The organism is Vibrio sp. 1402, from assembly GCF_033340275.1.
Genome location: NZ_JAWOWE010000403.1, coordinates 1 through 624 on the forward strand (window position 1 = coordinate 1; position 624 = coordinate 624).

Below are 624 nucleotides of genomic sequence, written 5' to 3' on the forward strand. Positions count from 1 at the left end.
ACTGTCCAATGAGTGAAGAAAACTACCATCTATTGAACGAAAACGCTTTTGCTCAAATGAAAGATGGCGTGATGATCATCAATACAAGCCGCGGTGAGTTACTCGACTCTGTCGCCGCTATCGAAGCACTTAAACAGGGTAAGATTGGCGCTCTCGGTTTAGATGTGTACGACAACGAAAAGGACTTGTTCTTTCAAGATAAATCCAACGACGTTATCGTGGATGATGTTTTCCGCCGCTTATCGGCATGCCACAACGTTCTGTTCACTGGCCATCAAGCTTTCTTAACTCACGAAGCGCTGAATAACATAGCATCTGTGACATTGAACAACGTAGAAGCCTTCTTCTCCGGCCAAGTTTCAGGGAATGAACTAATCAACTAAACATAGAATCGAGGAGGATAGTAGAGCGTAGATTTTCAGCTATGCTATACTCCTCGACCATTAAAAAATTGAGTCTATTTACCATGAGCATTAAAACTGATATTCAAAAGCTGCATAACCGCGTAGATACCTGCCAACGTAAACTGGATGCAGCACGTTCTCGTGGTGATCACGAAATGATTTCTAAATTCACGGATGAAGTTGAAGATCTAACAAAGAAGCTTAACCAACTTAAGCACAA

The 624-nt window shown here is 42.0% G+C and carries 1 protein-coding gene; it reads left to right on the forward strand.

Annotation, left to right across the window (positions count from 1 at the left end; all coding sequences use genetic code 11):
- The coding region (locus tag R7044_RS26325; RefSeq protein ID WP_318141742.1) for an NAD(P)-dependent oxidoreductase at window positions 1–383 on the forward strand (383 nt) is incomplete at its 5' end.
- Window positions 384–624 lie beyond the last annotated feature (241 nt).